Annotated in this window: 23 protein-coding genes; 9 read left to right on the forward strand and 14 right to left on the reverse strand. The window is 67.2% G+C overall.

What is annotated here, in order from left to right:
- Nucleotides 1–27: 27 nt before the first annotated feature.
- Together AC5Y42_RS22850 and AC5Y42_RS22855 are read left to right on the forward strand one after the other, a co-directional pair.
- Nucleotides 28–1113, forward strand: coding sequence for an NAD(P)H-dependent amine dehydrogenase family protein (locus AC5Y42_RS22850; protein WP_499900846.1), 1086 nt, complete (start codon nucleotides 28–30; stop codon nucleotides 1111–1113).
- Between the two features lie 64 nt (nucleotides 1114–1177).
- On the forward strand, nucleotides 1178–2914 hold the full coding sequence (locus AC5Y42_RS22855; protein WP_499900847.1) for an Hsp70 family protein: 1737 nt from the start codon (nucleotides 1178–1180) through the stop codon (nucleotides 2912–2914).
- Here AC5Y42_RS22855 and AC5Y42_RS22860 read toward each other — a convergent pair whose 3' ends face one another.
- From AC5Y42_RS22860 to AC5Y42_RS22880, 5 genes are all read right to left on the reverse strand, one after another.
- Nucleotides 2915–3214, reverse strand: coding sequence for a hypothetical protein (locus tag AC5Y42_RS22860; protein WP_499900848.1), 300 nt, complete (start codon nucleotides 3212–3214; stop codon nucleotides 2915–2917).
- A gap of 101 nt (nucleotides 3215–3315) precedes the next feature.
- The gene (locus AC5Y42_RS22865) at nucleotides 3316–4404 is read right to left on the reverse strand and encodes a class I SAM-dependent methyltransferase (RefSeq protein ID WP_499900849.1); all 1089 of its coding nucleotides are present in this window, start codon (nucleotides 4402–4404) and stop codon (nucleotides 3316–3318) included.
- Entirely contained in the window at nucleotides 4397–5347 is a 951-nt protein-coding gene (locus AC5Y42_RS22870) for an SDR family oxidoreductase (protein WP_499900850.1), read from the reverse strand. The genes AC5Y42_RS22865 and AC5Y42_RS22870 overlap by 8 nt, the downstream gene beginning before the upstream one ends.
- Before the next feature lie 101 nt (nucleotides 5348–5448).
- A complete protein-coding gene (locus AC5Y42_RS22875; RefSeq protein WP_499900851.1) occupies nucleotides 5449–6066 on the reverse strand; it encodes an MBL fold metallo-hydrolase in 618 nt (205 codons plus the stop codon).
- Nucleotides 6063–7148 (reverse strand): S-(hydroxymethyl)mycothiol dehydrogenase, encoded by a 1086-nt coding sequence (locus tag AC5Y42_RS22880; protein WP_499900852.1) that lies wholly within the window; start codon nucleotides 7146–7148, stop codon nucleotides 6063–6065. Before AC5Y42_RS22880 ends, AC5Y42_RS22875 begins: the two co-directional genes overlap by 4 nt.
- A gap of 64 nt (nucleotides 7149–7212) precedes the next feature.
- Here AC5Y42_RS22880 and AC5Y42_RS22885 point away from each other — a divergent pair, with 64 nt between their 5' ends.
- Both AC5Y42_RS22885 and AC5Y42_RS22890 read left to right on the forward strand, forming a co-directional pair.
- Nucleotides 7213–8037, forward strand: a complete 825-nt coding sequence (locus AC5Y42_RS22885) for a serine hydrolase domain-containing protein (protein WP_499900865.1) — start codon at nucleotides 7213–7215, stop codon at nucleotides 8035–8037.
- 121 nt (nucleotides 8038–8158) lie between these two features.
- Entirely contained in the window at nucleotides 8159–8671 is a 513-nt protein-coding gene (locus AC5Y42_RS22890; protein WP_499900853.1) for a DUF3145 domain-containing protein, read from the forward strand.
- Here the strand turns inward: AC5Y42_RS22890 and AC5Y42_RS22895 are convergent.
- The gene (locus AC5Y42_RS22895; protein ID WP_499900854.1) at nucleotides 8652–9578 is read right to left on the reverse strand and encodes a diacylglycerol kinase; all 927 of its coding nucleotides are present in this window, start codon (nucleotides 9576–9578) and stop codon (nucleotides 8652–8654) included. The genes AC5Y42_RS22890 and AC5Y42_RS22895 overlap by 20 nt on opposite strands.
- A complete protein-coding gene (locus AC5Y42_RS22900; RefSeq protein ID WP_499900866.1) occupies nucleotides 9575–11155 on the reverse strand; it encodes an FAD-binding oxidoreductase in 1581 nt (526 codons plus the stop codon). Before AC5Y42_RS22900 ends, AC5Y42_RS22895 begins: the two co-directional genes overlap by 4 nt.
- 41 nt (nucleotides 11156–11196) lie before the next feature.
- On the opposite strand from AC5Y42_RS22900, the gene AC5Y42_RS22905 reads away from it, so the two are divergent.
- Nucleotides 11197–11760 carry a TetR/AcrR family transcriptional regulator gene (locus AC5Y42_RS22905; protein WP_499900855.1) on the forward strand — a complete coding sequence of 188 codons (564 nt, stop codon included), beginning with the start codon at nucleotides 11197–11199 and terminating at the stop codon, nucleotides 11758–11760.
- A complete protein-coding gene (locus tag AC5Y42_RS22910; protein WP_499900867.1) occupies nucleotides 11748–13292 on the forward strand; it encodes a glycerol-3-phosphate dehydrogenase/oxidase in 1545 nt (514 codons plus the stop codon). Before AC5Y42_RS22905 ends, AC5Y42_RS22910 begins: the two co-directional genes overlap by 13 nt.
- 79 nt (nucleotides 13293–13371) lie before the next feature.
- Here AC5Y42_RS22910 and AC5Y42_RS22915 read toward each other — a convergent pair whose 3' ends face one another.
- From AC5Y42_RS22915 to aceE, 7 genes are all read right to left on the reverse strand, one after another.
- A complete protein-coding gene (locus tag AC5Y42_RS22915) occupies nucleotides 13372–14793 on the reverse strand; it encodes an acyl-CoA carboxylase subunit beta (RefSeq protein WP_499900856.1) in 1422 nt (473 codons plus the stop codon).
- A 31-nt stretch (nucleotides 14794–14824) separates the two neighbouring features.
- Nucleotides 14825–16084: a 3-oxoacyl-ACP synthase KasB gene (gene kasB / locus AC5Y42_RS22920; RefSeq protein ID WP_499900857.1), complete on the reverse strand. Its 1260-nt coding sequence runs from the start codon at nucleotides 16082–16084 to the stop codon at nucleotides 14825–14827.
- 88 nt (nucleotides 16085–16172) lie between these two features.
- Complete coding sequence (gene kasA / locus AC5Y42_RS22925) at nucleotides 16173–17423, reverse strand: 3-oxoacyl-ACP synthase KasA (RefSeq protein WP_499900858.1); 1251 nt, start codon at nucleotides 17421–17423, stop codon at nucleotides 16173–16175.
- Nucleotides 17420–17767 (reverse strand): meromycolate extension acyl carrier protein AcpM, encoded by a 348-nt coding sequence (gene acpM, locus AC5Y42_RS22930; RefSeq protein WP_499900859.1) that lies wholly within the window; start codon nucleotides 17765–17767, stop codon nucleotides 17420–17422. Before acpM ends, kasA begins: the two co-directional genes overlap by 4 nt.
- Nucleotides 17768–17855: 88 nt before the next feature.
- Nucleotides 17856–18764: an ACP S-malonyltransferase gene (locus tag AC5Y42_RS22935; RefSeq protein ID WP_499900860.1), complete on the reverse strand. Its 909-nt coding sequence runs from the start codon at nucleotides 18762–18764 to the stop codon at nucleotides 17856–17858.
- Between the two features lie 129 nt (nucleotides 18765–18893).
- Complete coding sequence (locus AC5Y42_RS22940) at nucleotides 18894–20201, reverse strand: PucR family transcriptional regulator (protein ID WP_499900861.1); 1308 nt, start codon at nucleotides 20199–20201, stop codon at nucleotides 18894–18896.
- Between the two features lie 71 nt (nucleotides 20202–20272).
- The gene (gene aceE / locus AC5Y42_RS22945) at nucleotides 20273–23074 is read right to left on the reverse strand and encodes a pyruvate dehydrogenase (acetyl-transferring), homodimeric type (RefSeq protein WP_499900862.1); all 2802 of its coding nucleotides are present in this window, start codon (nucleotides 23072–23074) and stop codon (nucleotides 20273–20275) included.
- 186 nt (nucleotides 23075–23260) lie between these two features.
- Between aceE and AC5Y42_RS22950 the strand changes: the two genes are divergently transcribed.
- The 3 genes from AC5Y42_RS22950 (at nucleotide 23261) to AC5Y42_RS22960 (ending at nucleotide 24823) form a co-directional block, all read left to right on the forward strand.
- Nucleotides 23261–23833 carry an Rv2240c family protein gene (locus tag AC5Y42_RS22950; protein ID WP_499900863.1) on the forward strand — a complete coding sequence of 191 codons (573 nt, stop codon included), beginning with the start codon at nucleotides 23261–23263 and terminating at the stop codon, nucleotides 23831–23833.
- A 97-nt stretch (nucleotides 23834–23930) separates the two neighbouring features.
- Nucleotides 23931–24353 (forward strand): DUF3052 domain-containing protein, encoded by a 423-nt coding sequence (locus AC5Y42_RS22955; RefSeq protein WP_499884227.1) that lies wholly within the window; start codon nucleotides 23931–23933, stop codon nucleotides 24351–24353.
- Nucleotides 24353–24823, forward strand: coding sequence for a peroxiredoxin (locus AC5Y42_RS22960; protein WP_499900864.1), 471 nt, complete (start codon nucleotides 24353–24355; stop codon nucleotides 24821–24823). Before AC5Y42_RS22955 ends, AC5Y42_RS22960 begins: the two co-directional genes overlap by 1 nt.
- Nucleotides 24824–24847 lie beyond the last annotated feature (24 nt).

Genomic DNA, 24847 nt, shown 5'->3' on the forward strand with positions numbered 1-24847 from the left:
AGCCGGACACGAGCGGAGAGGTGACAGATGCCAGAACGAAGTCCAAAAAGGGTTGTGCTGTGGGGTACCGGGTTCATCGGCAAGATGGTGATCGCCGAAATCGTCAAGCACCCACAGTTCGAACTGGTGGGCGTGGGTGTCAGCAGTCCCGGGAAGGTGGGCCGCGACGTCGGTGACATCTGCGGGATGGCCGAGCGGGTCGGCATCACCGCCAGTGACGACGCCGACGCGCTGATTGCGCTGCAGCCGGACGCGCTGGTGCACTACGGGCCGACAGCCGCGCACGCCGAGGCCAACATCGCTTTGATGACGCGGTTTCTGCGCGCCGGCATCGACGTCTGCTCTACCGCGATGACGCCCTGGGTCTGGCCGACCATGCACCTCAATCCGCCCAACTGGATTCAGCCGATCACCGAGGCCTGCGAGCTGGGTGAGTCGTCGTGTTTCACCACGGGCATCGACCCGGGATTCGCCAACGACCTGTTCCCGATGACGCTGATGGGTCTGTGCTCGGAGGTGCACACCGTGCGGGCGTCCGAGCTGCTCGACTACACCAACTACACCGGCGACTACGAAAACGAGATGGGCATCGGTCGTGCGCCTGACTTTCGCCCGGTGCTGGAGAACCGAGATGTGCTGATCTTCGCCTGGGGCGCCACCGTCCCGATGATCGCCCACGCTGCCGGCATCATGCTCGACGAAATCACCACCACGTGGGACAAGTGGGTGACTCCCACCGAGCGCAAGACCGCCAAAGGCATCATCGCGCCCGGCCATGTCGCGGCGGTCCGGTTCACCATCAACGGCATCTACCAGGGCCGGACGCGAATCCAACTCGAACACGTCAACCGCATCGGGCACGATGCCGCCCCGGATTGGCCGTCGGGCACCAAGGACGACGTCTACCGGGTCGACATCGAAGGAACGCCGAGCATCTTTCAGGAGACCGCCTTTCGGTTCACCGACGGTTCCGGACGCGATGCGGCGACGGCGGGGTGTCTGGCGACGGGGATGCGCGCGCTCAACGCGGTGCCGGCCGTCAACGAACGCTCTCCGGGCTGGGTGACCGCGCTCGACCTTCCGCTGATCGCCGGAGCCGGCACGATTCGCTGATCCCCGCTGCCTATAAATTGGGGGGCGGTGTGCGCGGGCGCGCCGGCAGATATTGAGGGTGGGCATGGCAAACGGACAACGACCGGCGGTAGGTCTGTCGGTGGGCGCCACCAACCTTGCGGCCGTGACCGCCAATCGAGCGGTGACCCGCAAGCCGGTGCTGACGCGGTATCCGCAGCGCCCGGCCGAAGTGGGTGTGCCATCGGAGAACCCGAAGCTGACCGAACGCGGCCTGGTCATCACCGACTTCGTCGACCGGGTGGGCGATCCGGCCGCCATAGTGGCAGCTGACGGCTCCACGCATCGCAGCGAGACCGTACTCGCCGACAGCCTGCGGGCATTGGCCTACACCGCGACCGATGGTCGCGCTCTGCCCGAAGCGATCGCCGTCGCCTATCCGGCGCACTGGGCGCCGGCGGCGGTGGACGCGTTGCAGGCTGCGCTGGGCCGGGTGCCCGAGTGGGCGGGCGGATTGACGTTGCTTCCGGACTACCTGGCCGCGCTGACCGCCCTGCAGTCCGACCCGGGGTTGCCGGGCCGCGGCATCATCGCGGTGTGCGATTTCGGCGGTAGCGGCACCAGCCTCACTCTGGTCGATGCCGCCAACGGCTACCAGCCCGTCGCACCGACCGCGCGGCACACCGAGTTCTCCGGCGACGCGATCGACGAGGCGCTGCTCAGCCGCGTTGTGGCTGACCTGTCGGCGGCGGGCTCGCTCGACACCTCGGAAACCTCCGAGATCGGGTCGATGACCCGGCTGCGTGCTGCGTGCCGACACGCCAAAGAAGAACTCTCATCGGCCGCGGCCACCACGCTGACCGCGGATCTGCCCGGATCTCGCGGCGATATCCAGCTCACCCGAACCGAACTCGACGACGCGATCCGCCGCCCGTTGGACGCGTTCGTCGCTGTGGTTCAGCAAGCCTTACAGCGCAACGGGATTCGTGACGTGGCCGCAGTCGCCACGGTAGGCGGCGGTGCAAGCATCCCGGCCATCACCACGACGCTGTCGGAACACCTACGCGCCCGGGTCATCACGGCGGCGCGGCCACAGTTGGCCGCTGCCGTCGGCGCGGCGCTTCAGGCCATCCGAGGTCCTGGAGACACCGGCGCGACGGCGTTGGCGCCGGCTGTCACCGAGGCCGGACCGATCCCCGATGTCACCACGATGGCCGAAGCAGACCCGGGCCCTGGCCCAGAGCCGGCGCTGGCCTGGTCTGAGGCCGACGACGCCTCCGCCATCATGCCGCTTCTCACCGGCGAGTACCCGGCAGCGGGCAGCAGCGCCCCCGCGACATCCGCCCGGCCACAGCCCGCCGTCGACCACGCGGCCCGCCCCGCCGGAGCCGCGGCGATGCCCTGGTATCGGCGGCCGGCGGTGGTGATCATCGGCACCGCGTTGCTGGTATTGGCCATCGGGGCCGCCATTCTGATCACGCTGCGCCACACGCCCGGCGCACCGACAACCCCGGCGCCGGGTGTCAGCACCACACCGGAATCGGCAGCCCCCGGACCCGGGACCGAAATCTCCGCGCCGTCGCAGGCGCCGGACAGTTCATCGGCGCCGTCGACAGAATCCAGCACCCCGCCGTCGCCCTCGCCATCCACGACGACACCGGCGCCGACCACGACTACTCAACCACCGACCACAACCACCAAGGCGCCGACCACCACGCAGGCACCAACGACTACGCAGGCCCCGACCACCACCCAGGCGCCGACGTCGTCGCAAGCCGCCGTGATCCCGAGAGTTCCCGGCTTCCCGCGGTTCCTGCCGCAGCCGCCGTCCCCTGGCAGCTAGCTAGCTGTCCTCTTTCGGGGCGTCCTCTTTCGGCGCGTCTTCTTTGGCGTCGTCGGCGAACTTCGGGTTGCCCTCGTCGTCGAGCCACTCGTTGACCGCGGTTCCTGTGATGGTCCCCTCAGACCCGGGCATGACGGCCGTCGGGCGCTGATCGTCGTAAGACTTCATCATTTCGGCGGCTTTTTCTTTGTGCTCATCGGTGACATCGGGCGCCTCGGTCATTTTCTGCTCTTGGTCGTCGGCGCTGTCTTCGTCAGCGTATTTTTCGGCCCGGGTTCGTTCGTCGTCGTCTTTGCTCATCACCATTTCCATCCCGTTGGGCTCAGGGCTTGTTTCGGTGAGCCTTGTCCGATTCTTGGTCGACGGTTACCCGCTGGCCGAAGGAATCCAAACCGGGGGCGTCAGTGCGACCGTCCGTGCTTGACCACGACCACCGAGGCCAGCGGCATCTGCATCTGCTCGGGCGCAGCGGAGAGCCGCGCCGCGACGGCGGCTTCCAGATGCGCGACGAAATCGGCTGCCCGCGGGTCGTCGGTACCACCGTCGAGCCAGCCGGCCAACGTCGGGAAAATCGCTGTCCGCGCGAACGTCGCCCATTGCGCGCCGTACGCTGCGGCGTCATGGTCGACCTGGTATCGGGCCCAGAACCGGTCCTCGGCGTTGAACACTTCCAGATGCTCGATTGACATGCCCTCGAAGCGGCCCTTGGGCGCGAACGGCGCCCGAAAGTCCTTCTCGGTGCGGGCAAAGGTGGGGATGATCATGCGCCGCAGTTCCTCGTCGCGCAGCAACCCGTCGCGGACCTGATCGCCCAGGCCCGCGACGATTGCGTGCACCAACGGCCGGTAGCCGAATTCACCGTCGTCGCCGACGGCCATCGTCAGCACCACCAACCGCCCGCCGGTGGCCAGCTCGCGGCCCCGGAGTGCCAGGAACGCCTGCCAGTCCTGGGCGGCCTGGTGTTCATATGCCGCCCGGGCGGCGTCGTCGCTGCTGTAGGCGACCTGGACATGGTCGTCGACACCGGTCGGGGATCGGCTCAGCCACATGGTCGCCCAGGACGTCCAACCCAGCGTGACGCTCTGCGACGGTAGGAGCTGACCGTAAAACGAGCGGCCGATGGCCGAGGCGAAGCTCGCCGAGTCCTTATGCAGGTAGCTGTCCGGGTCTTCGGCGAGGGTGCGAAACAGCGCGGTGAAGTCGTTGTCGGGCAGGTCAGTGTGGGTGACCTGCACGGCATGCTCGGGTGGGGTGCGGCGGCGGATGGCTGCGATTGCCGCCGACATCGGCAACAGCGAATTGTGTCCGGTCGCCGCGCCGTAGTCGACGATGACGATCGGGTGCGGCGGTTCCGGCAGCGGTACCGTTTCGGCGGCTTGTTCGAACAGCGCGACGGCCGGCGCAAGGCCTGCGGCCCGCAGCCGCGACGACGGAGTGTAGGTCTCGCTCTCCATCGGCTCGGGCCGGACGACGATGCTGGATTCAGGCATTCGGATAACAGACCCCGGTGAGTTGTTCGGAGATTTCCCAGAGGCGTCGGCTGTCGGCGTCGTCGCGGGCGCGGGCCGGGACCTTGGCGTTGATCACGCCGCCACCGGCGGCCTCGTAGATACCGCGCGGCCCGTAGAACGCGCCGCCTTCGGCGTCGGGGGCGGTGGCCGCATACAGCGCGGGCAGGATGCCTTCGTCGATTTCCTGCCAAAGAAACGGAGTCAGCCGCCACGACAGCTTGTAAAAGCGCTCCATCATCGACGGCTTGGCCCGGCCGTGGGAGGGACCACTGATCTGCAGGTTGGTCTTGGTCAACCCGGGGTGCGCCGCATTGGAGAGGATGCCCCAGCCGGCTTCGCGGCTGCGGCGGTCCAACTCGCGGGCGAACATCAGCACCGCCAGCTTGGATTGCCCGTAGGACCCCATCGGGGTGTAGGACCTCTCGAACTGCAGGTCGTCGAAGTGGATACGACCACGGCGGGCGGCGATGCTGCTCAGCGAGACGACGCGGGCTCGATCGGCCGCACGCAGTAGCGGCAGCAGGTGCGCGGTGAGCGTGAAGTGGCCGAGATGATTGCTGCCGAACTGTAATTCGAATCCGTCGGCGGTGGTGTCGCGGGTCGGCGGGGTCATCACACCGGCGTTGTTGATCAGGATGTCGATGGGACGCCCTTCGGAGTTGAGCTGCTCGCCCAGGGCGGCGACGCCGGCCAGCGACGACAAATCGAGCGCCTTGATGGTCAGCTTGGCATCCGGAACCGTGCGGCGGATCTCCTCGATCGCGGCCTCACCCTTGGCGCGGTTGCGGATCGCCATCACGACGTCGGCGCCGGCCGCCGACAGCCGGCGGGCCAGCCCGAATCCCAGGCCGCTGTTGGATCCGGTGACCACGGCCAGCTTTCCGGTCAGGTCGGGCACGGTGGCGAAGAGGTTGGTGGCCATAGATAGCGACGCTAGTCCCCTTTGGCCCCCCTTTTGGCGCGAGTGCGAGTCCCAGGTTCAAATACGGAGGATCCCCGGTTTTGCGCACGCTCGCCGAGCGCTTAGTGGCCGCGGGGCACCCAATCGTCGTAATTCACGATCTCGTCGCCGACGGTGGTGGTGTCGCCGTGGCCGGTGTACACCACGGTGTCGCCGGGCAATGTGCCCAGCCGGCTCGAGATCGACTCCAGGATCGTCGGGAAGTCGGAGAACGAGCGGCCGGTCGCGCCCGGCCCGCCCTGGAACAGCGTGTCGCCGCTGAACACCGCGCCCAAGTCCGGGGCATACCAGCACACCGAGCCGGGGGAGTGACCCGGGGTGTGCAGTGCTCTCAGCTCCGTTCCGGCGACACTCAGCGTATCCCCATCGGCAATAGCACGGAAGTCCTTGTCGGGGTGGGTCATTCGCCACAACATGTCGTCGGCGGGATGCAGCAGCACCGGCGCGTCGAGAGTTTGGCCCAACTCCGGAGCGACGGTCACGTGGTCGTTGTGGCCGTGCGTGCACACGACTGCCACGACGTTGCGCCCGGCGACGGCCTGGACGATCGGCGCTGCAGTGTGCGCTGCATCGAAAACCACGACGTCGGAGTCGTCACCGACGACCCAGATGTTGTTGTCGACTTCCCAACTGCCGCCGTCGAGTTCGAAGGTTCCGGTGGTGACCACGCGCTCGATCACAACATCACCACCGAGCGCAGCACCTTACCGTCGTGCATCTTGTGGAACGCCTCCTCGACGTCGCCGAGGCCGATGCGCTCGGAGACGAACTTCTCCAGCGGTAACCGGCCCTGCAAATACAGATCGATCAGGGCGGGGAAGTCACGCTCGGGCAGGCAATCGCCGTACCAGGACGACTTCAGCGCCCCGCCATGTGAGAAGAAGTCCACCAGCGGCATGTCGATGCGCATGTCAGGCGTCGGAACCCCCACCAACACAACAGTTCCGGCGAGATCACGGGCATAGAACGCCTGCTCCCAGGTTTCCGGTCGACCGACGGCGTCGATCACCACGTTGGCGCCGAACCCATCGGTGAGGTCCTGAATGGTTTTGACGACGTCGAGTTCGCGCGCGTTGACGGTGTGGGTCGCTCCGAAACCGCGCGCCCAATCCAGTTTGGCGTTGTCGGTATCGACGGCGATGATCCGGCGTGCGCCGACCAGCGCCGCCCCGGCGATCGCGGCGTCACCGACACCGCCACAACCGATCACCGCAACGGTGTCGTCGCGGGTGAGCGCTCCGGTGTTGATGGCCGCGCCCAGCCCCGCCATCACGCCGCAGCCCAGCAGGCCGGCCACCGCCGGGTCGGCCGCCGGATCGACTCTGGTGCACTGTCCTTGGTGCACCAGCGTTTTGTCGGCGAACGCCCCGATACCCAGCGCCGGCGTCAGCTCGGTGGCGTCGGTCAAGGTCATCCTCTGTTCGGCGTTGAACGTGTCGAAGCACAGATGCGGTCGGCCGCGCTTGCAGGCGCGGCACTGACCGCAGACCGCACGCCAGTTGAGGATCACGAAGTCGCCCGGTTGCACCGCAGTCACGTCCGGCCCGACCGATTCGACGGTGCCGGCCGCTTCATGCCCGAGCAGGAACGGGTAGTCGTCGTTGATGCCGCCTTCACGGTAGGTCAGGTCGGTGTGGCACACCCCGCAGGCGGTGACGTCGACCACCACCTCGCCCGGGCCGGGGTCGGGGATGACGATGTCGACCAACTCGACCGGTTCACCCTTCTTTCGTGAAACCACGCCGCGCACTGTCTGACTCATGGCGTCCAACCTAGTGTTCGGTGTCGCCGCAGTTGCCGGGCCGTCCCTATTAGGCTCGGCCGCGATGGCTGCACTCAAGGCGCTCGACGACTGGCCGGTCCCCACCGCCGTCGCGGCGGTCGTTGACCGCTCCGGCGCAGTGGCTACCCAAGGCGACACCGCTCGGCAATTCGAACTGGCGTCGGTGACCAAGCCGCTGGTGGCCCGGGCCGTCCAGATCGCCGTCGAAGAGGGCGTCGTCGACCTGGACACCGCGGCCGGCCCGCCCGGTTCCACCGTGCGGCACCTGCTGGCGCACGCCTCCGGCTTGGCCATGCATTCCGATCAGACGCTGGCCAAGCCCGGCGCCCGCCGGATGTACTCCAACCAAGGGTTCACGGTGCTGGCCGAGACGGTGCAGCAGGCGTCAGGCATCGAGTTCGGCCAGTACCTCACCGAAGCGGTCTTCGAGCCGCTGGGGATGAGGGCTACCGCGCTGGACGGCGGCGCGCAGGCAGCCGGGTTCGGCGTGAGATCGACGCTGGCGGATTTGACGGTGTTCGCCGCCGATCTGTTGTGTCCGATGCTCGTGTCGGCGCAGATGCACACCGAGGCCACCGCCGTGCAGTTCCCGGGTCTGGATGGGGTGCTACCCGGATATGGCGTGCAGCGGCCCAACGACTGGGGGCTGGGTTTCGAGATCAAAAGCTCCAAAACACCGCACTGGACGGGCGGCGAGAACTCGCCGCGAACCTATGGGCATTTTGGCCAGTCGGGCACGTTTATCTGGGCAGATCCAGAGGCTGAGCTGGCCCTGGTTGTCCTCACCGACCGGGATTTCGGGGAGTGGGCGCTGCCCGTGTGGCCGGCGCTCTCCGACGCCGTGATATCGGAATACGCGGTGGACTAGCGCAACAGGGGTCTCACGAGGCACAATAGACACGCGAGACACAAATTCATCTGCAGCATGCTCGTCGGATTCACCAGGCCGTTGGGGAAGACGTCCCTCGTGGAGCCGAAGGAGCAGCAAGATGCGTGCGTCGAACCAGTTCGCCGACGCGGCGACGGGCGTGGTGTACATCCACGCTTCGCCGGCCGCGGTGTGCCCGCATGTCGAGTGGGCGTTGTCGTCGACTCTGGAAGCCAATGCGAACCTGACCTGGACGCCGCAACCGGCGATGCCCGGGCAACTTCGCGCGGTGACCAACTGGGTCGGCCCGATTGGCACCGGCGCGCGGTTGGCCAATGCGCTGCGATCCTGGTCAGTGCTGCGGTTCGAGGTCACCGAGGACGCCAGTCCCGGCGTCGACGGCCTGCGGTTCAGCCATACGCCGCAGTTGGGACTGTGGAGCGGCGCGATGAGCGCCAACGGCGACGTGATGGTCGGCGAGATGCGGCTGCGCGCGATGATGGCCGCGGGCGCCGACGCGTTGGCTGCCGAGTTGGATTCGGCACTGGGCACCGCATGGGATGAGGCTCTCGAGGTCTACCGCGACGGCGGTGACGGCGCCGAGGTCTCCTGGCTCAGCCGGGGAGTGGGTTAGTCGGCCGCAGGATCTGCAGCGCGCCGGGAACGGCTGAAATCTCGGCGGGCAGCGCGCAGGCGAAGTCGCCGTCGGCGTAGGCGTTGATGCCCGGTGAGTCGACCTCGACGGACACGGCACGCGCCGTGGTCACCTCGTCGAGATTGACATGGGTGCCCTTGTAGACCGTGGGGAACAACCGGATCAGCCGAGCACGTGACGCAGAGTGCACCATCGTGATGTCGAGTTTCCCGTCGGCGTGATCGGCGTTGGGGCAGATCATCATCCCGCCGCCATAGCTACGGGTATTGCCGAAAGCTGCCAAGGTGAGGTCGGTGACGATCTCCTCGCCGCCGTCGAATGCCAGCCGAAACGGCAGCAGCCGCAATTGCGAGAGCTCGGCGAGCATCGCCAGGTTGTAGCGCATCCGCCCGCGCGGCCAGCGCATCCGATTGGTCCGATCGCTCACCAGCGAGTCGAATCCGGTTGCCGCGACGGTGCCGAACCATTTGACGACGCCGTTGCGGGCGCGGATGCGGCCCAGGTCAACGGTTTCGGTGTAGCCGTCGGCGACGACGTCCGCGGCGGCCGCAGGGTCCTTGGTGGGAATCCGGTATTCGCGGGCGTGGTCGTTGCCGGTTCCCGCCGGAACGATTCCGAGCGGAATGCCGGTGCCGGCCAAGGCCTGTAGCGCATCGGCTATCACCCCGTCGCCGCCGACGACGACCAGCGCGTCGGTGCCGCGGTCGAGGGCCTCGCACAGCAAGCGACGGGCGTGTTCGGCGTCGGTGCCGACGATTCCGACCACGTCGACACCGCGCTGCTGAAGTCGCGCGGTCGCCTTCTCTGTGGCATGCGGCGCGTTTCCGTGCCCCGACGCCGGATTGGTGAGCATTGTCACCCGGGCGATCTCACGAGGGGGCGTCACGGAATCAGCTTGCCGGGGTTGAGGATTCCAGCGGGGTCAAGGGTTGACTTCACCGCGCGCAACACCTGCACGCCCAGCTCGCCCACTTCGTCGGCCATCCAGGGCCGGTGATCGGCACCGACGGCGTGGTGATGGGTTATCGTCCCGCCGGTCGCCACGATCGCATCCGATGCGGCCGCCTTGGCGGCGCGCCACTGCTCGAGCGGGTTGCCGCGTTGCCCCGCCACGACGGTGAAGTACAGCGACGCGCCGGTGGCGTACACATGCGAAATGTGGCACAGCACCAGTGCCGGCGTGCCGGATTCTGCGAGTGCGCCGGTCAGGGCGTCGGTGACGGCCGACTTGAGCGCGGGGATGTTCGACCAGGTGGTGGCCGTCTCGAGCGTCTCGCACAGCGCACCCGCCGCCAGCAACGAATCGCGCAGATACGGCGCGCCAAAGCGGCCGTGTTCCCAGGCCCGCGCCGGCGCTTCGCCGAGCGATGTCCCGTCGTGTGCCTGTAGCACCGCCCGGGTTTCGGCGTGCCGGCTCTCGGCGTGCGCCGTCGTCCCTTCGAAAATGGTGATCGCCAGGCATCCCCCGGTGATTTGTGATTCGCCGATGGACTCGGTGGTGGCGAGGTTGACGCCGGTCTCGGCCTCGTCCGAGAGCCGGATGACCGTCGGGCCGGTGCCGGCTTGGGTAACCGCACGCAGCGCCGCTGCGCCGGTGGCGAAGTCAGGGAACGACCACGCCTCATAGCGAGTGGTTTCTGGCACCGGATGAACGCGTACCCGAACCTGGGTGATGACGCCGAAGACGCCCTCCGAGCCGATCAGCAGTTGGCGTAGATCCGGCCCGGCCGCCGATTGCGGGGCGCGGCCCAGGTCCAGTACGCCCGCCGGGGTGATCGCCCGCAGGCCGCGCACCATGTCGTCGAACCGCCCGTATCCCGCCGAGTCCTGGCCCGACGACCGCGTCGCGGCAAATCCGCCCAGGCTGGCGAATTCGAAGCTTTGCGGGAAATGTCCGAGTGAGAAGCCGCGCTCGCCCAGCAGACGCTCCGCCGCCGGACCGGTGACTCCGGCGCCGAACTCAGCTTCGCCGGATACCTCGTCGAGGGCCAGCAGCTGGTCGAAGCGACGCAGATCCAGTGACACCACGGCGCTGAATTCGCCGCGGATCGGGTCAAGTCCACCGACCACACTGGTGCCGCCGCCGAACGGGACGACGGCGATGCCGTGCTGCGAGCAGTACTGCAGAATCGCGGCGACCTCGTCGTCGCTACCCGGCAACAGCACCGCGTCGGGTGCATCCTGCTCATTGGAATCCTTGCGCCGCAACAGATCCAGCGTCGACTTGCCGCCGGCGTGCAGGAGTCGGTCGCGGTGATCGACGAGGCAGTAGCCGGCCCCCACGATGGCGGCCAGCGCGTCGCGATCATCGTCGGTGAGAGCCGACGGGCGCAGCTGTACCTGGTCGGCCTGCAGTTCCGTGCCGCCCGCGTCCGTCACGCCGAGGGCCTGCTCGAGCAGTGACCGGATGCCGTCGGAGAGGGGCGTGGCTGCGGTTGGGTCGCCCCAAGCGTTCCATTTCATCGGCGGGCGCAACGCGTCAGACATGCGTTACAGTATTACACATGCTGTCAATCAGTAACGTATCGGTGGCCGACCGGATATTGGCCGGCGCCGCCAGCTGCGTCCGCGATTTCGGTGTGGAACGGGTGACCCTGGCCGAGATTGCCCGCCGGGCCGGGGTGAGCCGGCCGACCGTGTATCGCCGCTGGCCGGACACCCAGTCGATCCTGGCGGACCTGCTCACCGCGCATATTGCGGCCACCCTCGAGGAGGTACCGGCTCCCGGCGAGGGCCGTGAAGCGTTGGTAGAGCGGGTGGTCGCACTGGCCGACCGCCTGCGCGACGACGAGCTGATCATGGCGGTGCTGCGCTCAGAACTGGCTATCACCTACCTCACCCAGCGACTTGGCACCAGCCAGCAGGCGCTCATCGACACGCTCGCCGCGAACCTCAATGGGGCCCAACGTGACGGCAGTGTGCGTCCGGGCGACCCACGCCGCCTCGCGGCGATGGTCCTGCTGATCACCCAGTCGACGATCCAATCCGCCCAGATTGTGCAGCCCATCCTGGCTGCCGACGCGCTGGCCGGCGAGCTGCGCTACGCACTGAACGGATACCTGTCGTGACGTCAGTTGCACTCAACGCCGCGCGCCGTACCGCCGACCTGACCGCCCTGGCCGACGGTGCGCCGCTGGATCTCGTCGTGATCGGTGGCGGCATCACCGGCACCGGTATCGCGCTGGACGCCGCCTCGCGCGGGCTGCGGGTGGCGTTGGTGGAGAAGCACGACTTCGCGTTCGGTACCAGCCGGTGGAGTTCGAAGCTGGTCCACGGCGGTCTGCGCTATCTGGCCACCGGCAACGTGGGCATCGCCCGGCGCAGCGCCATCGAGCGCGGAATCCTGATGACCCGCAACGCGCCGCACCTGGTTAGTGCAATGCCGCAACTGGTCCCGTTGCTGCCGTCGATGGGCCGCGCCGAACGGGCGCTGGTACGTGCCGGATTTCTGGCCGGCGACGCGCTGCGCAAGCTGGCCGGCACCCCGGCATCGGTATTGCCGAGGTCGCAACGCATTACCGCGCAGCGCGCCATCGACATGGCCCTAACCGTGCGGCGCGACGGCCTCGACGGCGGCCTGCTGGCCTACGACGGTCAACTGATCGACGACGCCCGACTGGTCACCGCGGTCGCGCGCACCGCAGCGCAGCACGGCGCCCGAATCCTCAACTATGTGGCCGCCTCCGAGGCCACCGGCGACTCGGTGCGGCTCACCGATCAGCGCACTGGCGATTCATTCGACGTATCGGCCCACGCTGTCATCAACGCAACCGGGGTGTGGGCCGGCGAAATCGATGAGGCGTTGAAGCTGCGGCCCAGCCGCGGGACACACCTGGTCTTTGACGCCGAGGTCTTCGGCAATCCGACTGCGGCGCTGACAATTCCGATTCCGGGCGAACTCAACCGCTTTGTGTTCGCCATGCCCGAACAGCTGGGCCGGGTCTACCTCGGACTGACCGACGAAGATTCGCCCGGCCCGATTCCCGATGTGCCGCAACCGACGTCGACTGAGGTTGACTTTCTGCTGGAAACGGTCAACACCGCGCTGGAGACCACACTCGACGCCTCCGACGTCATCGGGGCCTACGCGGGACTGCGACCGCTGATCGACACCGGCGCCGGCCACACTGCCGACATCTCGCGCGATCATGCGGTCGTCGAATCACCGACAGGCGTCCTCAGCGTCATCGGCGGCAAGCTCACCGAATATCGGCACATGGCCCAGGACGTGCTCGACCGCGCCGTCGAGGCGCGTGGGCTGACGGCCGGCGCGTGCCGGACCCGCCACCTGCCCCTGGTCGGCGCGCCGGCGAATCCCGGCTCGGCGGTACCGCCGATGGCGGGGCTGCCGGAGTCGCTGGTCTTGCGCTACGGGGCGGAGGCAGCCAACGTCATCGCCACCGCCGGCTGTGAGCGTCCCGCCGAACCGGTCGCCGAGGGCATCGACGTCGTCCGCGCGGAATTCGAATTCGCCATTACCAATGAGGGCGCGCTCGACGTCGACGACATCGTCGATCGCCGGACCCGGATCGGATTGGTGGCGTCGGATCGCGAGCAGGTTGTCGGGGTGGCCGAGGAGTTTTTGTCGCGTTTCAGTTAGCGCCGAGCGTGCGGAAACCCGGGTTTCAAGTCGGCGTGTCGGCCGGGGACACGCACGCTCGCGGGGAGATCGCCGAGATTTACAGCGGGATGTTTTTGTGGCGGCCGCGGCGGGCGGGGGCCTCGGCCAGCGCTTCGGTGATCTTGCTGCGGGTGTGCGCCGGGTCGATCTTCTCGTCGACCACGCCGATGTCGATCGCGCTGTCCACGCCGCCGGCGATGCGCTCGTGCTCGGCGGCCAGCTCGTCATGCAGTGCCTCGCGCTCATGGTCGGCCGCGGCGGCCAGCTTCTTCTTGTGCAGGATGCCCACCGCGGCCTTGGCGCCCATCACGGCGACCTCGGCGTCCGGCCAGGCGAACACCTTGGTGGCGTTGAGCGAACGCGAGTTCATCGCAATGTAGGCCCCGCCGTAGGTCTTACGGGTGACCAGGGTAACCCGCGGAACGGTGGCCTCGCCGAACGCGTGCAGCAGCTTGGCGCCGCGGCGCACCACGCCGCCCCACTCCTGCCCGACACCGGGCAGATATCCGGGCACGTCGACGATCACCACCAACGGAATGCCGAATGCGTCGCACAATCGCACGAAACGCGCTGCCTTTTCCGCGCTTTCGGAGTTCAGGCAGCCACCCAACCGCAGCGGGTTGTTCGCCAGCACGCCAACCGTACGGCCCGACAACCGGCCCAGGCCCACCACCATCGACGGTGCCCACTTGGCCTGGAACTCGTCGAACGGCGCGTCGTCGTCGAGCAGCGCGGTCACAATCGGGTGCACGTCGTATGCCCGGCGTGGCGACTCCGGCAGCAGCGCGTGCAGGTCGGTGTCCTCGGCCTCGGCCTTGGTACGGTCGAAATGCCCCTGCTGACAGAACAATCCGACCAGCCGCCGGCCGCGCTCATAAGCGTCGAGCTCGTCATCGGCGACGATGTGGCACACCCCGGACTTCTTGTGGTGGGTGTCTGGCCCACCGAGTGCGGCCATGTCGACGTCCTCGCCAGTGACGCTGCGCACCACATCGGGTCCGGTGACGAACACCCGGCTGTCGGGAGCCATCACGATGACGTCGGTCAGCGCCGGCCCGTAGGCGGCGCCGCCGGCGGCGAAGCCGACCACTACGGAGATCTGCGGGATGTAGCCCGACGCACGGATCATGGCCTCGAACACCATGCCGACCGCGTGCAGCGCGCGCACACCTTCGGCGAGCCGGGCACCGCCGGAGTGCCAGATGCCCACGATCGGGCTCTGCTCTTCGATGGCCGTGTCGTAGGCATTGACGATGTGGGTGCAGCCTTCGATGCCCATGGCGCCGCCCATCACGGTGCCGTCGGTGCAGAACGCGACGGTGCGCACCCCGTTGACGGTGCCTGCGGCGGCCAAGACTCCCGAGCGGTCCCGTTCGTGGAGCAACTCGACGCTGTCGTCGTCGAAGAACGCGCTCAGGCGCAGCAGCGGATCGCGGGGATCGAGCGACTCGCCAACCGTATCCGGGGCCATGATCGTCATCGCAGGTCTCCTCCTCGATGGGTGCTCGGAATCAGTACCGGCCGAACGCCAAAGCGACGTTGTGCCCGCCGAATCCGAACGAGTTGTTGATCGCGTACTTGTAGTCGCCCGGTCGCGGCTTGCCGGCCACCACATCCAGGTCGACCTCGGGGTCGAGGTTGACCAGGTTCAGCGTCGGCGGCACGATCTGATCGCGCAGCGCCAGCACCGTCAGGATCGACTCCACCGCACCGACGGCGCCGACCGAGTGGCCGAGCGCGGACTTGGGCGCGTACACCGCCGCGTTTGCGCCATGGGGCCCCAACGCGTTGTTGATCGCCTTGCTCTCGGCAATGTCACCGACCGAGGTACCGGTGGCGTGGGCGTTGACGTGGTCGATGTCGCCCGGTGTCAGGTCAGCGAGTTGGATCGCCCGCGTCATCGCATGGCCGGCGCGTTCGCCGTTGGGGTCCGGCGCGACCATGTGGAAACCGTCGGAGGTGACGCTGGCCCCCATCAGTCGGGCCAGGATGTTGGCGCCGCGCGCCTTAGCGTGCTCTTCGGTCTCGATGACCAGCAGTGCGCCGCCTTCACCGAAGACGAAACCGTCGCGGTCCTTGTCGAACGGGCGGCAGGCACCGGCCGGGTCGTCGTTATTCTTCGACAGCACAATGCGCATCGAGGCGAATGCCGCGATCGGCACGGCCTCGATCCTGGTCTCGACACCACCGCAGATCGCCACGTCGGCCTCACCGAGCACGATCTGCTGCCAGGCACGGGCGATGCCCTCCGAACCGGACGCACACGCCGATACCGGCGCCATCACCCCCGCCTTGGCATGCCTTTCCAGCCCGACTGCCGCCGAAGCACCGTTGGGCATGTACATCTGCACGACCAGTGGGTTGAACGCCTTCATGCCGCGTGCGCGCATGTCGTCGTAGCCGAAGACCAGCTCCTCGGTGGATCCCATGCCCGTGCCGATGGACACCGCCAACCGGGTGGTGTCCACCTCGGGTGCACCGGCGTTTTCCCACACCCGCCGACCCAGCACGGTGGCCATCTTCTGCAGGTAGCCCATCCGGCGGTTCTCGACGCGGTTCAACTGACTGTCGAATTCCTCGACGAGGTGTCCGCCGATGCGCACCGGCAGGTCGTACTCCGCCACGAACGGGTCGTCGAGCTGACGGATGCCACTTTGACCGTCTAGCAGCATCTTCCACGTGTTCTCCACGTCGGATGCGAGGGCCGTAGTCATGGCAACGCCGGTGACCACCACATTGGGGAACGCTTTCCCCGTAACGAGCTCTGTCATAGCTTTAAGGCCCCCCGGCCGTTTCCTTTCCTACTTGTCCGGCTCCTCCTCGGCCCGTTTGGCCCGCATCGTCGCCGGACATCGTGCTTTAGTAACGCCCGAAGGCGAGCGCCACGTTGTGCCCGCCGAACCCGAACGAGTTGTTGATGGCGTATTGGTAGTCGCCGTAACGGGGTTCGCCCGCGACCACGTCCAGCTCAATCTCCGGGTCCGGAGTCTCGTAGTTCAGCGTTGGCGGGATGACGCCGTCGCGCAGCGACAGCACCGTCAACACCGACTCGAGCGCACCGACCGCGCCGATGGAGTGACCCAGCGCCGACTTCGGCGCGTACACCGCGGCATGTTCGCACCCGGCGACCCGGATGGCGTTGGCCTCGGCGGTGTCACCGATCGGGGTGGCCGTCCCGTGCGCGTTGACGTGGTCGACGTCCTTGGCGGACAGGCCTGCCAACTCCAGCGACCGGGTCATCGCACGACCGGCCCTCAGGCCGTCCGGCGCGGGCGCCACCATGTGGTAGGCGTCCGAGGTGATTCCGGCGCCCATCAACCGGGCCAGCGGCTTGGCGCCGCGAGCCTTGGCGTGCTCCTCGGTCTCGATGATCATCAGCGCACCGGCCTCGCCGAACACGAACCCGTCGCGGTTCTTGTCGAATGGCCGCGACGCCTTCTCGGGCTCGTCGTTGCGGGTCGACATGGCGCGCATCATCGAGAAAGCCGCGATCGGCAGCGCCTCGATGCCGCCTTCCACACCACCGCAGACGGCGATGTCGGCGTCACCCATGACGATCTGGCGCCAGGCGTGGGCGATGGCCTCCGACCCCGACGAACAGGCCGACACCGGGGTCATCACCCCGGCGCGAGCGCCGAGTTGCAGACCGGCGACCGCAGCCGCACCGTTGGGCATGATCATCTGCACGGCCAGCGGTGACACCTTGCGCGGGCCGCCCTCGTTCATCAGGTCATAGGTCTCGACGATCTTCTCGCCGCCACCCAGGCCGGTGCCGATAACCACGCCGAACCGGTCCGGGTCGACCTCCGGGCTGCCGGCGTTCTCCCAGAGCCGCCCGCTGAGCAGCTTAGACATCCGCTGGACATACGACATGCGGCGCAGGTCCAGCCGGCCCATGTGATCATCGACTGGGTCCTTGAGCTGGCCGCCGATCTTCACCGCCAAGTCCCATTTTTCGGTGAAATCGCCCTTGAGGACGTGGATGCCACTCTCGCCGGCCAACAAACCCTTCCACGTGCCGTCGATGTCCGCCGCGATCGATGTGGTGGCCTCGACGGCGGTTACCACAACACTGGGGTAACCGCCGTTAGCAGTGGAAGGCTTGGTCACTTGCTGTCGGCTTCCATCCTGGAGCGGACCGACTCGACCGTCTCGGGGTTCTCCGACTCCAGCTTGGCGCGCAGCGCCTGGGCGGCCTCGGGGTTCTCTTCCTCGAGCTTCTGGATGTAGTCGACAACGTCACCGACGGTACGCAGACCGGCGAGGTCCTCGTCGGGGATCTTGACGCCGTACTTGTCCTCGGTCTGCACGGCGATCTCGACCATCGACAGCGAGTCGATGTCCAGGTCGTCGACGAACGACTTCTCCGGCGTGATCTCGGAGGGCTCGATGCCGGTCACCTCTTCGATGATTTCGGCGATTCCGGCGATGATTTCTTGCTGGCTGACAGCCACGGTGAGATTCCCTTCGTAATGGTTGTGTTACTGGTGATGAAACGTGCGATATGCGGTTGTACTGGCGGGGTTTACAGCTCCGGCTGCGTTACGCCTCGGCTAAGCCGTCCAGGTCTGCGGGGGACTTGACGGCGCGCGTCGGAGTCCCACGAAGTTCGCGTTTGGCGATACCGGCCAAAGTGCCCGCGGGCGGGAACTCGACGATCGCCGTGACATCGTGCTGACGCAGCGTCTCGGTGCACAAATCCCAGCGCACCGGTCGGGTCAGTTGCGCGACGAGCTTCTCCATCGCGTCGGTCGCCGACGATACCGGTTTTCCGTCGCGGTTTGACAGCAATGTCGCGGTCGGCTCGGCCGGCGTGACCTTCGCCGCCGCTGCGGCGTAACCCTGTAGGGCGGAGGCCATGAAATCGGTGTGGAAGGCCCCGGCGACACCGAGTGCACGCACCCGCGCCTTGGCAGGCGGGTCTTCGGCGAGCTTGTCCAACGCGGTCAATCGACCCGCGGCGACGATCTGGCCGGCAGCGTTGCGGTTGGCAGCGACCAGGTCGAGTTGCTCGAGCCGGTTCAGAACCTCGGCCTCATCTCCACCGAGCACCGCGGACATGCCGGTCGGCTCGAGGGCGCATGCCTTGGCCATCTCGGCGCCGCGGGTGGCGGCCAGCGAGACGGCTTCATCAGCCGAGATCACGCCGGCGATCGCGTAGGCGGCAATTTCGCCGACCGAGTGGCCGGCCACGATGAGGTCGGTCTCGCCGAGCTCATCGCGTCGGGTCAGCTCCTGATGGGCGAGCAGGGTGGCCGCCACGACCAGCGGCTGGGTCACCGCGGTGTCGGTGATCTCCTCTGCCGACGCCGTGCTGCCCAACCGGGCGAGGTCCAGGCCGCTGGCCGTCGACCACGAGGCAATCTGGTCCGCGGCGCCGGGCAGCTCAAGCCACGGCGACAGCATTCCGGGAGTCTGCGATCCCTGTCCGGGGGCAAGTAACGCAATCACGTGTTTAAGAGAACACTGTGAAGACGACTTTGCGCGGTGTAAGAGATTATGAACCTTGTCTTAGGTTTTTGTCGGGACCCTACAAAACAGCCTCGGATGCGACATGTTTGAGATCGCGTCGCAACCTCGTCAGTCCACCCGGTGGGCCGCCGACGGTTCGACCAGGTCTTTTACCACCGGGGTGGTGACGGGCGTCACAGTGTTACTGGTGATGCTGTTGTGCTGCGCCTGATAGGCGAGATGCCCCACCGTAGCGGCTATCCGGAGTACATAGGCATCCCTGGGCTGCGTGGGGTCCCGCCCGGTGAAGTCGGCGATACGCCGAAGGCGGTAGCGCACCGTGTTTGGATGAACGAACAATGTGCGCGCGCAGGCCTCGATCGCGCCGCCGCAATCCAGATAGGCGTCCAACGTCTCGGTGAGGGTAGGCCCGGCATCGGCGAGCGGCCGCATCACGTCGGTATGCAACGCGGCGATGGCCGAGGCGTCGCCCATCAGCGCGCGTTCAGGCAGCAGTTCCCGCGCCAGCACCGGGCGCGGCGCGCCGGTCCAGCCGGCTACCGCGTTCATCCCGGAGATGGCCTCACTGGCGCTGTGATAGGCAGCGGTCAGCATCGGCGCCGTCGGCCCGATCACCACCGGGCCGGCGGAGAACGCGTTCAGCAGATCGCCGAAGAACTTCTCGGTCGGGGTGAGCTGGCCGGACACGATCGCCACCAGCCAGGTGCCGTGCACGTCGGTGAGCGCGGCGCGGCCGTGACGGGTGGCGATATCCCGGACATCCTGGCTGGCATGGTTTTCCCGTCCCGGCGCGGGTGTCCCTACTACTACCGTCGCCGGCGCGGTGGTGTCCCAATTCAGCGCGGCCGACCTGGACAACAGCTCGGGGCCGGTGTCGCCGCGCACCACCGCGTCCACGACGCTGGCCTCCATCCGGCTGTCCCAGGTGCCGCGGGCTTCGGCCGCGTCGGCATACGCCGTGGCGGCGGTGAAGGCCAGGTCGCGGCTGTACTTCAGAATCCCGACCGTCAGCGCGGTGACCTGCTCTTCCGAGCGGGCCACCATCGGGACGACTTCCTCGAAGAACTCCATCGTGACCCGCACCATGTCGACGGTGTCTCGCAGCGCGATTCGGCGTGTCAGTTCCTGGGGCACCAGCTCGAACGCCTGCGCGGTGTAGCTGACGTTGCTGCGCGGGTCGCCCATCCACTCGACGAAGTTCACCACCGCGGTCTGGACCACCAGCGCGACGCTGGCGCGCTGAGAGGCCTCCAGGTCGGCGAAGAACGGCAACCGGTCGTGCATCGCCGAGACCGCCTCGGTGGCCAGCCGCCCGGAGTACTGCTTGAGCCGCCTCAGCAGCGACTCCGGCACGGTGTCCAGTAGCTCGAGCGTTGAGCGCGGCAGGACAAACTGCCCAATATCCTTGTCGGCCACCCCTAAAAGCTACGCCACTTTTATGGATGTTTTCGCCAAGCGCGACCCGGGCCCGTGGGCTCAGCGAGCTGCTATGCCACGCCGGGATCCGAAGTCTGCGCCGGTGCGGCCTGCACGTCGTCGATCTTGTACTGGCGCGCCGCAGCGACCGGCACCGATGGATCGATCTCGCCGCCCCGGGCCAGCGCCTCGAGGACCGCGACGACTTGCGACTCGGCGTCGGTGTTGAAGTAGCGCCGCGCGGCGGGCCGGGTATCGGAGAAGCCGAATCCGTCGGTGCCCAGCGTGACGTAGGTGCCCGGCACCCAGGGCCGGATCTGCTCGGGCACCGCGCGCATCCAGTCCGACACCGCGACGACGGGGCCGGCCTTGTCCGCGAGGGCGTGGGACAACACCTGGGTCACGTACGGCGTGCCGGCCGGACGGTCGGGATGGCGCAGCCTTTCCTTGGCAATGACGATTCCGTCCCGGTTCAGCTCGCTCCAGCTGGTGACGGACCACACGTCGGCGGCGACATCCCACTCCGAGGAGAGCATGTCGGCGGCGGTCAGCGCCGACGGCATCGCCACCCCCGAGGCCAGGATGTGCGCGGTGTTGGCGCGCGGCTCGGTGGCGGCCCGGTAGCGGTAAATGCCGCGCAGCAGGCCCTCGGGGTCGAAGTGCTCGGGCTCCGGCGGCTGCACATACGGTTCGTTGTAGATGGTGATATAGAAGAAGACGTTTTCCGGGTTCTCGCCGAACATGCGGGCCAGCCCGCTTTCGATGACGTAGGCGACCTCATAGGCAAACGCGGGGTCGTAGGACACCACAGCCGGGTTGGTGGTCGCCAGCAGCATCGAATGGCCGTCGGCATGTTGTAATCCCTCGCCGGTCAGCGTCGTACGCCCCGCGGTGGCGCCGAGCAGAAACCCGCGGGCCATCTGGTCGCCGGCCGCCCACAGGCCGTCGCCGGTGCGCTGAAAACCGAACATCGAATAGAAGATGTAGATCGGGATCATCGGCTCGTTGTGCGTCGCATACGAGGTGCCGACCGCGGTGAAGCAGGCCGCCGACCCGGCTTCGTTGATGCCCTCGTGGAGCATCTGCCCGGACTCGCTTTCTTTGTAAGCCAGCATCAGATCGGCGTCGACCGAGGTGTACAGCTGACCGTTGGGGTTGTAGATCTTCAGCGAGGGGAACCAGGAGTCCATCCCGAAGGTGCGCGCCTCGTCGGGGATGATCGGGACTATCCGTCGACCGATTTCTTTGTCGCGCAAGATTTCCCGGAAGGTGCGCACAGTCGCCATGGTGGTGGCGACCTCTTGGCTGCCGGAGCCCTTCTTCAGCGATTTGTAGGTGTCGCGGCCAGGTAACGGCAGCGCCGTGGACTTGGTCCGGCGCTCGGGGATGAAGCCACCGAGGGTACGACGCCGGTCGAGCAGGTAGCGGATCTCCGGTGCGTCCGGCCCGGGGTGGTAGTACGGCGGCAGGTACGGGTCTTCCTCCAACTGCGCGTCGGAGACCGGAATCCGCATCTCGTCACGGAAATCTTTGAGGTCGTCCAACCGGAACTTCTTCATCTGGTGGGTGGCGTTGCGGCCGGCGAAGTAGCTGCCCAGGCTGTAGCCCTTGATGGTTTTGGCCAGGATCACGGTCGGCTGGCCCTTGTGTTCCATCGCGGCACGGTAGGCGGCGTAGACCTTGCGGTAGTCGTGACCCCCGCGCTTGAGGTTCCAGATCTCTTGGTCGGTCAGGTTTTCCACCAATGCTTTGGTGCGCGGGTCGCGCCCGAAGAAGTGGTTGCGGACATAGCCGCCGTCGTTGGCCTTGTAAGTCTGGTAGTCGCCGTCGGGCGTGACGTTCATCAGGTTGACCAACGCGCCGTCCCGGTCGGCGTGCAGCAGCGCGTCCCATTCGCGTCCCCACACCACCTTGATGACGTTCCAGCCGGCGCCCCGGAAGAACGACTCCAACTCCTGGATGATCTTGCCGTTGCCGCGCACCGGGCCGTCGAGACGCTGCAGGTTGCAGTTGATCACGAAGGTGAGGTTGTCCAGACCATCCAGCGCGCCGATGTGCAGCAGGCCGCGGCTCTCGGGCTCGTCCATTTCGCCGTCGCCCAGAAAGCACCACACGTGCTGGTCGGAGGTGTCTTTGATGCCCCGATCGCGCAGGTAATGGTTGAATCGAGCCTGGTAGATGGCGTTCATCGGGCCCAGGCCCATCGACACGGTGGGGAATTCCCAGAAGTCGGGCATCAGCCGTGGATGCGGGTAGGAGGGCAGCCCGCCGCCAGGGTGACTGTGTTCTTGGCGAAATCCGTCGAGTTGGTCGGCGGTCAACCGGCCTTCCAAGTAAGCGCGCGCGTAGATGCCGGGGGAGGCGTGGCCCTGGATGAACACGTGGTCGCCGCCGCCGGGATGCGACTTGCCGCGGAAGAAGTGGTTGAAGCCGACCTCGTAGAGTGCGGCAGAGGAGGCGTAGGTCGAAATGTGGCCGCCCACACCAACGCCCGGCCGTTGCGCTCGGTGCACCATGATCGCCGCGTTCCACCGGATCCAGGCCCGATAGCGGCGCTCGACGTCCTCGTCGCCGGGGAACCATGGTTCGAGCTCGGTGGGGATGGTGTTGACGTAGTCGGTCGATGTCAGCGCCGGAATCGAGACGCGCTGTTCGCCGGCGCGTTCCAGCAGCCGCAACATCAGGTAGCGGGCTCGCGAAGGCCCGGAGCGCGACAGCAGTTCGTCGAAGGATTCCAGCCATTCGGCGGTCTCTTCAGGATCGATGTCGGGCAGATAAGACGCGACACCTTCGCGAATCACCCGCACCCGGTCGGGTTCGCTTGTACCGCTTGAGTTTTTCGCCAGATCGTGGCGTACGAACTCGGTAGTCAACTCGCTGCTCCTTGTGTGTGGCGGGTATCCGCTTGTGGCCGATGCCCGCCGCCGCCGCTTGGTCGTTGTCCCTCCTATCGTGCCGCACCGGACGCCTCGTCGCGTAGGGGCTATCGACACGATGTCCGCAACCGGCAGTCGGCGGCTCGAGGCGGGCGAAATCGGGAACCGGTAACGTCACACGTTGTGCTGACCGGATGGCGTGCCGCCCGAAGATGGCGGATCGTCGCGCTGGTACTCGGTTGCGTCGCGGCGATGCTGATGGCCATCGTCGGGTGCACCACCGTCACCGAAGGCAGCCCCACCGTCGACACCGCAATGGCGCCCGCCTACCGGGCCTCGGTATCGGCGTCGGTGTCGGCGTCCTCGGCGACCTCCCGGATTCGGGAGACGCAGCGCCAGCAGCAGCTGACAACCCGAGCTGTGATCCGGGCCTGCGAGTCGTTTGCCAACACCAGCAAGGACGCAATCGAGAAGGTGAATGCCTTTGTCGGGGCGTTCAATCAGGGCCGCGACCCCGCCTCCGCCGAAGGCCCGGCCGTCGATGCACTCAACAACAGCGCCGACGTTGTCGCCGGCAGCATCAGCGAGCCGCTGTCCGGACAGGTGCGTGACTCGCTGAACGCCTATGTCGACGCGGCCCGCGACGTCGCGAACGCCATCCGGGCGCATGCCCCGACGGGTGAGTTCAACCAGCGCGTCGATCAGCTCAACGACACCAAAACCAAAACGGTGCGCGCCTGCCTGGCTTATTCGTGAGCGGGGGTTCAACGGCACAGTCGTGTCAGCTGGGGGTGGGCTGTGCGACGATAGTGGCCATCGCACGGCGCGTGTGTCGGTAGAAGGAGGTCCCCCTGTGGTCGCGGCGGATGACGCCCCGAGCTACGCCCGCAAACTGGGCATCCAGAAAGACCAAATTGTCCAGGAGTGGGGCTGGGACGAGGACACCGACGACGACATTCGCGCCGACGTCGAGGATGCGTGCGGCGCCGAGCTACTCGACGAGGACACCGATGAAGTCGTCGACGTCGTTTTGTTGTGGTGGCGTGACGGCGATGGGGACTTGGTGGACACCTTGATGGACGCGATCGCCCCGCTGGCCGACGACGGCGTGATCTGGGTGCTGACACCGAAAACCGGCCGGCCCGGCCACGTGCTGCCCGCCGAGATCGCCGAATCGGCGCCCACTGCCGGCCTGATGCCGACGTCGTCGGTCAATCTGGGCGACTGGAGCGCCAGCCGGTTGGTGCAGCCGAAGTCGCGGGCCGGGCGGCGCTAATGCTCACGGTCGGCACCGCGGCGCCCGACTTCACCCTGCGCGACCAGAACCAGCAGCCGGTCACCTTGAGCGCATATCGGGCTGGAAACGAGGCCAAGAACGTGCTGCTGGTGTTCTTCCCGCTGGCCTTCACCGGTATCTGCCAGGGCGAGCTCGACCAGTTGCGCGATCACCTGCCCGACTACGAAAACGACGACAGCGTGGCGCTGGCCATTTCGGTGGGCCCGCCGCCCACGCACAAAGTGTGGGCGATGGAAAGCGGCTTCCTGTTTCCGGTGCTGTCGGACTTCTGGCCGCACGGCGCGGTCAGCCAGGCCTACGGAGTGTTCAACGACGACGCCGGTTTCTCCAACCGCGGCACCTTCGTCATCGACCGGTCCGGGGTCATCCAATTCGCTGAGATGAAGCAGCCGGGCGAAGCCCGCGACCAGCGGCTCTGGACCGACGCGCTGGCCGCCCTCAAGGCCTAGCGTTCTGTGGATCCCTGCCGCGAG

Source organism: Mycobacterium sp. NGS48 (assembly GCF_059812585.1).